The organism is Parasulfitobacter algicola (assembly GCF_013315265.1).
Classification (GTDB): Bacteria; Pseudomonadota; Alphaproteobacteria; order Rhodobacterales; family Rhodobacteraceae; genus Parasulfitobacter; species Parasulfitobacter algicola.
Window position 1 is genome coordinate 333,673 of sequence record NZ_JABUFE010000001.1, and the last position, 8,828, is coordinate 342,500.

Consider the following 8,828-nt stretch of genomic DNA (forward strand, 5'->3'; position numbering starts at 1 on the left):
GGCTTTTTCATTTATAAGCTATACGTTTTAGAACGGGGATGTCACAACATCGCGCGTCCATACTTCGACCCGACGGTTGATCAAACGACCAAAGAATGTGTCGTTACAGCCAAGCGGTGACATTTCACCGTAACCAAGAACCGATGTTCTGACGTTTTGACGGCTATCATTTGACAGAGCCGCCAGAAGAGAGTCGCGAACAGATGATGCACGTTGCGCGCTTAGCTCTTCGTTCAGGTTTGCCAGACCGATTGAGTCTGTAAAGCCGATGATCAACAGCTCTTTGTTGTCAAACTCACCATTTTCGATCATCTGCGCCAATCTGACGATGTCGCCTTCGGCCCGTGTATCCAACCGTGACGAACCTTGTTCGAAACGAAACGTCAGGGACAAACGATCAGCCGACACCAGATCGCGCATCATACCGCGCACCTGATCCACTGTCACTTCGGCTTCGGATGGTAGAACCGATGCAACAAACCGCAGACCTTGGTTATTGATAGTCAATGACGACACGCCCTGGTCCACAAAACCCGCCTCGGCAATCGCATCCTGCGCAGCTTGGGTGCTGGCAAATGTTGCGAAACTATTTGCAAAAGACGATGGGTTTCTGCCGTTTTTATACATGTAAAGACGGCGTGTCAGCGGATATTCTTCGGTTTTAATGGTAAACGCATTTGGAACGGTTTGAATGCCGCATGTTCCGCGAATAGCCAAAGGTTTTGTATCACCAACTGACGAAAAGCTGGTAAACCCAATGCCAAACGGGTCTTGCGAAACCGCTTCGGCAACAGCCTCATTGCTGTCTAGAACTTGCACAGAGGGTGCAAATCTGGCTTGGGACGGCTGCATTACCAAGTCATTGAATACGGTCGAAATGCCTGCACTTTCTTCAATGGCATAAAGCGTGATCGGCGCATCAGATCCGCCAAGCTGCGACCAGTTTGTAATACGGCCCGAGAACACATCAGGAATATCTTCTTCGCTGATGGACCGTACCGGGTTTTGCGACGAGGTCACAATAATGATGCCGTCCAATGCAAGAATGCTTTCCTGACTACCACCACCCAATGCTTGCGCTTCACCCGGCTGCGCCTGGCGATATGTCAACGCTACATCGGCCTGCCCACGGGCAACCGCGTTCAGTGCAGATGCAGAATCCGACGTGCGCGCCACAACTTCTGCAACGTCTGATCCGCTGCTGTCAGACATTTTCAACACAGTCTGACTGCCACTTCTTGACTCAGATGTTTCATTTGCACCGATAGTTTTCCCAAAACCGTCCATTAATGCAGGCAGCAAACGATCCTTCAGCAAAGGCGATGCAGCAACTTGTAGTGGCTCATCAAAACTTGCAGCTGGACACCCTTCGCCAAAACAGTTCACCTGTGACGTCAAAAGTGTAATTTCGCCCAAAACAGTACGGATGACATAACGATCACCATCAAAGTTGATTAATTCGCCTGTGACCGAAATCGATTCATCAATCGACGTCAGCGTAACCTTTTCAGCAAAAGCCGGTATGGTTGTCAGACATAAGGCCAAAGCTGAAGCCAAAGTCGTTTTCTTATTCATTGCCAAATCCCTCATTCTTCGTTTTCGCTTTTGCGAGTTACGAACACCCTTTACGATTCATACCAACTGATGATGCAAATGCCTCAGACGCCGCGGCGACCTGTGGATCAATAAGTGCAGCATCAGGCTGATAGTAGTCTGTCAATTGAACCCAACGTCTAGTGAATGAATCCCATTGTTTTACTGAAACAAGCCCTTCGCCAGCATGGTTGGCACAGCTGATTTCGACGCCAGGAATAAATCCTTCCATGCCCAATTCTTCGAATTTGGCTTCGTCCATTTTCAACTGTTCAAATCCATCCCGAACCATCGAGCGGGTTACATCCGTTGTATCGTGAATTTCCATAGCAAGACGAATTGCTTCTGTGGCAAACATCGCCGCCATAACACCCCGGTTGTAAAGAACATCGCCGATATTATTAAGATCGCCGCGCGCTTTGCCAGTTTGATACACCAGCATGTTCATATCGTTGAAAATTTTAAAGCTTGTTCCGACAGCGTGGAATGTAACTGCCTTATAACCTTCGCCATATTGGCGCAGCGGCTTGATGTCGCTTTCGTTTGCAGACCACCAAACACCAATAACACGATCCAGTGGCATACCCATGTTGACTGCTTTTTTCAAAGCGACTTCATTCATGATACCCCAGCCCCACAGAAGAATGAAATCTGGCTGATACGCCTTCATTTCTTCCCAAGCGGCATCCTGATTTTCGCCAGGGTGATCGATCGGTGCCAATTTCAGTTCAAACCCTTCGCGCAGGGCAAGTTTTTCCAGTGTCGGGATGGGTTCTTTGCCGTAACCCGAATTGTGGTACATGTGGACAATCTTTTTACCCTGCAGTGATCCCCCTGAAATCTCTTTCAGATGACGGATTTGTGCGGATGCTGCATGCCAGTAATGCGCCGGAAAGTTAAATGTGTACGGGAACATGCCACCATCGGCAGCTGCAGTCAGGCCATATCCCATCGTATGCAGCGGTACGCCGCGTTCGTGGACAATTGGGATCAACTTATATGTCAAACCCGTCGACATTGGGTGATAAACAAGTGCGCCTTTGGCATATGTTTCCTCAAAGCACTCAAGACCCTTGTCAGTGTTATAGCCGTATTCGCATTCTACAACTTCGATGCGCTGACCGTTGATACCGCCATCGCGTTCATTCAGCAGCGTCAGATAATCGGTAAATCCGTCCGAATAAGGAACACCACTGCCCCCATAGGGACCCGTTCTGTATGTCAAAGATGGAATCACTAGATCTGCCATCACAACAGACCCTGACATCACCAGACCTAAGCACAAAGCGGCCAAACGCCAGCATATCCTACGCATTTCAATACCTTCTTTTCCGCCACGGATGGCATTTACCGTTCCAAGCCGGCTTTTAACAGCACCAGCCAATTATCATTAATAATGGACTAGTAACGATGTTTTAGACATTTTATTAGCCAAAATGAGGAAACTATGCCTTCATTTTTTTCTTATTGAATCATATTAAGATACAAATACCCTATGTTTTATTGACTAATATTAAAGTCTGATAGATTTGAAATAAGGCAACTATGCGGCAAATGATATCAGATATGTGCCAAATCAATCGTTTTTTTTAACGTGTTTTAAATATGGACTGCTAATCATAGCTAATTCATAGCGTTTGAAATACGGCCATTTTCTCATTTCCTACAAAGCAAAGCATTTCGGCGCAGGTCGATGTAAGTGTCTTACTTGACCAGATTTACAGTGCTTACACGCAGTTATTTTACTTGCTAGAAATCTAGATACTTCATTTCACAAAATCTAGTGCATTCGCGTGACAAGCCCCACCAAACCTCGTATAAAATGGCAAAAATACGAAGGAAGAGCTGAATGGCCGATAACGAGCAGATCCCGGAAGAATATGGCGCCGATTCCATCAAGGTTCTCAGGGGATTAGAAGCTGTACGCAAGCGTCCAGGAATGTATATTGGCGACACAGATGACGGAAGCGGCCTGCACCATATGGTCTATGAGGTCGTCGATAATGGTATAGATGAGGCTTTGGCCGGTCATGCAGATGCTGTGAGTGTGACCATTCATGCCGATTCCAGTGTATCCGTCAGTGATAATGGTCGTGGCATCCCCGTGGGCGTGCACGATGAAGAAGGCGTATCCGCAGCCGAGGTCATCATGACCCAACTACATGCTGGCGGTAAGTTCGACAGCAATTCCTATAAAGTTTCGGGCGGTTTGCACGGCGTGGGTGTTTCCGTGGTGAACGCATTGTCCGTTTGGCTTGAATTGCGTATCTGGCGCGATGGCAAGGAACATTACGCAAAGTTTGAGCATGGCGACACGACCGAACATCTACGGGTCGTGGGTGACGCCAATGGCCGCAAGGGAACTGAAGTCCGCTTTTTAGCCTCAACCGACACTTTCTCAAATCTCGAATATAGTTTTGAGACATTGGAAAAACGCTTACGCGAGCTGGCCTTCCTGAATTCTGGCGTGCGAATTATCTTGGTAGACGAACGCCCAACCGAACCTTTGCGAACCGAACTTTTTTATGAGGGCGGCGTAAAGGAATTCGTTAAATATCTGGATCGGTCCAAGTCTTCGATGATACCGGAACCAATCTTTATCAAAGGTGAAAAAGACGACATCGGGATCGAGGTCGCGATGTGGTGGAACGACAGCTATAATGAAATGGTCCTGCCATTCACCAACAACATTCCGCAGCGCGATGGTGGCAGCCATATGGCGGGCTTTCGCGGCGCGTTGACACGGACTATCAACAATTATGCACAGTCCAGTGGCATTGCGAAAAAGGAAAAAATTAATTTCACAGGCGATGATGCCCGCGAAGGTCTGACATGTGTATTATCAGTTAAAGTACCAGACCCAAAATTCTCAAGCCAAACCAAAGATAAGCTTGTCAGTTCTGAGGTGCGACCGGCGGTCGAGGGCCTGATGAACGAAAAACTGGCCGAGTGGTTTGAAGAAAACCCAAACGAAGCCAAAATGATTGTCAGCAAGATCGTTGAAGCAGCTTTGGCGCGTGAAGCCGCCCGGAAAGCCCGTGAATTGACACGCCGCAAAACGGCTTTGGATGTAAACTTTTTAGCTGGTAAGTTGAAAGACTGTTCGGAAAAAGATCCCGCAAAGACGGAACTTTTTCTGGTCGAGGGTGACAGTGCTGGTGGATCGGCCCAAACGGGCCGTGACCGCCGGACTCAGGCTGTTCTGCCCTTGCGCGGTAAAATCCTAAACGTCGAACGCGCGCGCTTTGATCGAATGCTCAGCAGCCAGGAAATCGGTAACCTTGTGATGGCCCTGGGCACCGGTATCGGACGCGATGAATTCGACATTAAAAAGCTACGTTACCATAAGATTGTCATCATGACCGACGCTGACGTCGACGGCGCACATATTCGGACGCTTCTGTTAACTTTCTTCTTCCGTCAAATGCCCGAATTGATCGAAGGTGGATATCTTTATATCGCCCAACCGCCTTTGTTCAAAGTCAGCCGCGGCAAATCCGAAGTTTACCTGAAAGACCAAGGGGCCTTGGACGATTACCTAATCCAACAGGGCATCGATGGCGCGATTTTACGCCTTGGCAGTGGCGAAGAAATTATAGGGCAGGATTTGTTGCGTGTTGTTGAACAAGCACGTCAAGCCAAACGGGTTTTAGGTGCATTTCCAACGCTTTACCCAACACATATTCTGGAACAATCTGCTATTGCAGGTGCGTTTTTGGAAGGTCAGCTTGATGCAGATTTGCAAGGGGTGGCGGATGCCGTGGCAAGCCGTCTTGATCTGATCGCTTTTGAATATGAACGTGGTTGGCAGGGGCGTCCCACGCAGGATAAAGGATTGCGCTTTACCCGCAGCCTAAGGGGGGTGGAGGAAGTCCGCACACTGGATGGTCCAGCCTTGCGGTCAGGCGAAGCACGGCGTCTTGGTGGTTTGACCGATGTCTTGCAAGAAGTTTATGCCAAACCTGCAAAACTTGTTCGCAAAGATCGCATGAGCGATGTTTTTGGGCCAATGGACTTGCTGAACGCCATATTGACTGAAGGCGAAAAAGGCTTGAGCCTGCAGCGCTATAAAGGTCTGGGCGAAATGAACCCAGAACAGCTTTGGGAAACAACGCTGGATCCAGAAGCTCGTACATTCCTACAAGTTCGGGTTGATGATGTGGCCGAAGCGGATGATCTGTTTACCAAACTGATGGGCGACGTTGTCGAACCTCGCCGTGAATTCATCCAAACCAATGCGTTGAACGTTGAAAACCTAGACTTCTGATTTTAGTCCCAAGTAAGTTTTTCTTTCGTTACAAGTGCTTTCTAATCTGAAAGAAGGCCTTACTTGGTTCTATTAACGTCGCTGGCAAACTGGGCTTACACCCTTCGATAATCCCGACACCGGCGAGTATCTTACGGGATTTGAACAGTTGGGAATCTAAAGGGATTTCGCCCGAGGATTACTGGGAGCGGTATTTTGGTTTGGAGGGATATTATGGGCTGCATCGCACGGTTTGTGCGGAAGCTTGCGCGTTGCGCCGTTGCCGCACCTGCGAATTCACATTGTTTGCTTCCACAGTGCTTACAACGCTGTTCTACCAATGCAAAAACCCACCCTGAGGTGGTTAATAACATGTTGTAATTGCTTGTTAATTTTGGTTGCGGGAGTAGGATTTGAACCTACGACCTTCAGGTTATGAGCCTGACGAGCTACCGGGCTGCTCCATCCCGCGCCAAATGCGCTTCCCTAGTCCTTAGTTTGATTAGGGAGCATCATAAAGAGAGATACATTTGAGTTTCTTACTAGGTTTGGCAGTGACCTACTCTCCCACGCCTTAAGACGCAGTACCATCGGCGCAACAGTGCTTAACTGCCGAGTTCGGGATGGGATCGGGTGTTTCACTTGCGCTATGACCACCAAACCGAGAAAGAAACTCAAAATCCAAGTCAAGTCCAATGTAGTGTGTATGCTTTTAATCCGAAGCCTTGCTTCTACTGGATCAAATCAAGCCTATCGAGCAATTAGTACCAGTCAACTGAATGCATTACTGCACTTACATCTCTGGCCTATCGACGAGGTGGTCTACCTCGGCTCTCAGGGATACCTTGTTTTGAGGGGGGCTTCCCGCTTAGATGCTTTCAGCGGTTATCCTTTCCGATCATAGCTACCCAGCACTGCCGTAGTCGACAACTGGTCCACCAGTGGATCGTTCACCCCGGTCCTCTCGTACTAGGGGCAACTCCTCTCAAGTATCCTACACCCACGGCAGATAGGGACCGAACTGTCTCACGACGTTCTAAACCCAGCTCACGTACCTCTTTAAATGGCGAACAGCCATACCCTTGGGACCTGCTCCAGCCCCAGGATGAGATGAGCCGACATCGAGGTGCCAAACGGTGCCGTCGATATGGACTCTTGGGCACCATCAGCCTGTTATCCCCGGCGTACCTTTTATCCGTTGAGCGATGGCCCTTCCACTCGGGACCACCGGATCACTATGGCCGTCTTTCGACTCTGCTCGACTTGTCAGTCTTGCAGTCAGGCTGGCTTCTGCCATTGCACTCAACGAGCGATTTCCGACCGCTCTGAGCCAACCTTCGCGCGCCTCCGTTACGCTTTAGGAGGCGACCGCCCCAGTCAAACTACCCACCACACAGGGTCCCGGATCCGGATAACGGACCGCGGTTAGACATCAAGCAGAACAAGGGTGGTATCTCAAGGGTGGCTCCACAAAGACTAGCGTCTCTGCTTCAAAGCCCACCACCTATCCTGCACATGTTCGGCCTAATGCCAGTGTGAAGTTGTAGTAAAGGTGCACGGGGTCTTTCCGTCTAACCGCGGGAAACCTGCATCTTGACAGGTAATTCAATTTCGCTGAGTCTATGTTGGAGACAGCGGGGAAGTCGTTACGCCATTCGTGCAGGTCGGAACTTACCCGACAAGGAATTTCGCTACCTTAGGACCGTTATAGTTACGGCCGCCGTTTACCTGGGCTTCAATTCAGAGCTCTCACCCCTCCTTTTAACCTTCAGGCACCGGGCAGGCGTCAGACCCTATACGTCGTCTTGCGACTTCGCAGAGCCCTGTGTTTTTAGTAAACAGTCGCCACCCCCTGGTTTGTGCCCCCAGCCAATACTTGCGTAGAAACTGGGCCTCCTTCTCGCGAACTTACGGAGGTATTTTGCCGAGTTCCTTCAACATAGTTCTCTCAAGCGCCTTGGTATTCTCTACCGGTCCACCTGTGTTGGTTTAGGGTACGATCTAATGAAGGGCTATTTCCAGGAACCACTCAACTGCCGGGGAAACTACTCCGATTCCGACAATCTCTGTGATCCGTCACATCCTTCTGGCCCAGGAATATTAACCTGGTTCCCATCGACTACGCCTTTCGGCCTCGCCTTAGGGGTCGGCTTACCCTGCTCAGATTAACTTTAAGCAGGAACCCTTGGACTTTCGGCGACAGGGTCTCTCACCCTGTTTGTCGCTACTCATGTCATCATTCTCACTAGTGATCTCTCCACCGGATCCCTCACAGGCCGGCTTCACAGAAAACTCCGCGTCTCCAATACGGGCGAACCCGTTAAGGAGACATGGAATTATGTCACACTACGCTCTGCTACCATGCAATAAATGCATCCTAAGCTTCGGCTCATGGCTTGAGCCCCGTTACATCTTCGCCGCAGGACAACTTATTTAGACCAGTGAGCTGTTACGCTATCTTTAAAGGATGGCTGCTTCTAAGCCAACCTCCTGGTTGTTTTGGTCGTCCCACCTGCTTTCCCACTTAGCCATGAATTAGGGGCCTTAGCTGTAGGTCAGGGTTGTTTCCCTCTCCACAACGGACGTTAGCACCCGCTGTGTGTCTGCCATCTAGTACTCCTCGGTATTCGGAGTTTGGTTAGGATCAGTAAGCCTGTGGGGCCCCATTACCCATCCAGTGCTCTACCCCCGAGGGTATTCGGATGACGCTCTACCTAAATAGATTTCGCAGAGAACCAGCTATCTCCGAGTTTGATTGGCCTTTCACCCCTAGGCACAACTCATCCCGATCTTTTTCAACAGATGTGGGTTCGGCCCTCCAGTAAGTGTTACCTTACCTTCAGCCTGGTCATGCCTAGATCACTCGGTTTCGGGTCTGATCCATCTAACTCATGCGCCCTATTAAGACTCGCTTTCGCTGCGCCTACACCTAACGGCTTAAGCTTGCTAGATAGACCAAGTCGATGACCCATTATACAAAAGGTACGCT

3 protein-coding genes, 1 tRNA gene and 2 rRNA genes (1 of these 6 running past the window's edge) are annotated in these 8,828 nt (G+C 49.5%); 1 reads left to right on the plus strand and 5 read right to left on the minus strand.

Annotated features, from left to right (window positions below; all coding sequences use genetic code 11):
• Positions 1-27 precede the first annotated feature (27 nt).
• Together HRQ87_RS01670 and HRQ87_RS01675 are read right to left on the minus strand one after the other, a co-directional pair.
• A complete protein-coding gene (locus HRQ87_RS01670) occupies positions 28-1,575 on the minus strand; it encodes a phosphate ABC transporter substrate-binding/OmpA family protein (RefSeq protein WP_174134612.1) in 1,548 nt (515 codons plus the stop codon).
• Between the two features lie 37 nt (positions 1,576-1,612).
• Positions 1,613-2,842: an ABC transporter substrate-binding protein gene (locus HRQ87_RS01675; RefSeq protein ID WP_246251635.1), complete on the minus strand. Its 1,230-nt coding sequence runs from the start codon at positions 2,840-2,842 to the stop codon at positions 1,613-1,615.
• A gap of 600 nt (positions 2,843-3,442) precedes the next feature.
• On the opposite strand from HRQ87_RS01675, the gene gyrB reads away from it, so the two are divergent.
• Entirely contained in the window at positions 3,443-5,860 is a 2,418-nt protein-coding gene (gene gyrB / locus HRQ87_RS01680) for a DNA topoisomerase (ATP-hydrolyzing) subunit B (RefSeq protein ID WP_174134614.1), read from the plus strand.
• 374 nt (positions 5,861-6,234) lie between these two features.
• Here gyrB and HRQ87_RS01685 read toward each other — a convergent pair.
• From HRQ87_RS01685 to HRQ87_RS01695, 3 genes are all read right to left on the minus strand, one after another.
• A tRNA-Met gene (locus HRQ87_RS01685) sits at positions 6,235-6,311 on the minus strand.
• A 74-nt stretch (positions 6,312-6,385) separates the two neighbouring features.
• A 5S ribosomal RNA gene (rrf, locus tag HRQ87_RS01690) occupies positions 6,386-6,500 on the minus strand.
• A gap of 79 nt (positions 6,501-6,579) precedes the next feature.
• Positions 6,580-8,828, minus strand: a 23S ribosomal RNA gene (locus tag HRQ87_RS01695) (it continues 577 nt past the right edge of the window).

Bases quoted from the DNA above. Each gene is read 5' to 3' on its own strand.
- gyrB (WP_174134614.1), top strand. From the start codon at position 3,443: ATGGCCGATAACGAGCAGATCCCGGAAGAATATGGCGCCGATTCCATC.
- HRQ87_RS01675 (WP_246251635.1), bottom strand. From the start codon at position 2,842: ATGGCAGATCTAGTGATTCCATCTTTGACATACAGAACGGGTCCCTAT.
- HRQ87_RS01670 (WP_174134612.1), bottom strand. From the start codon at position 1,575: ATGAATAAGAAAACGACTTTGGCTTCAGCTTTGGCCTTATGTCTGACA.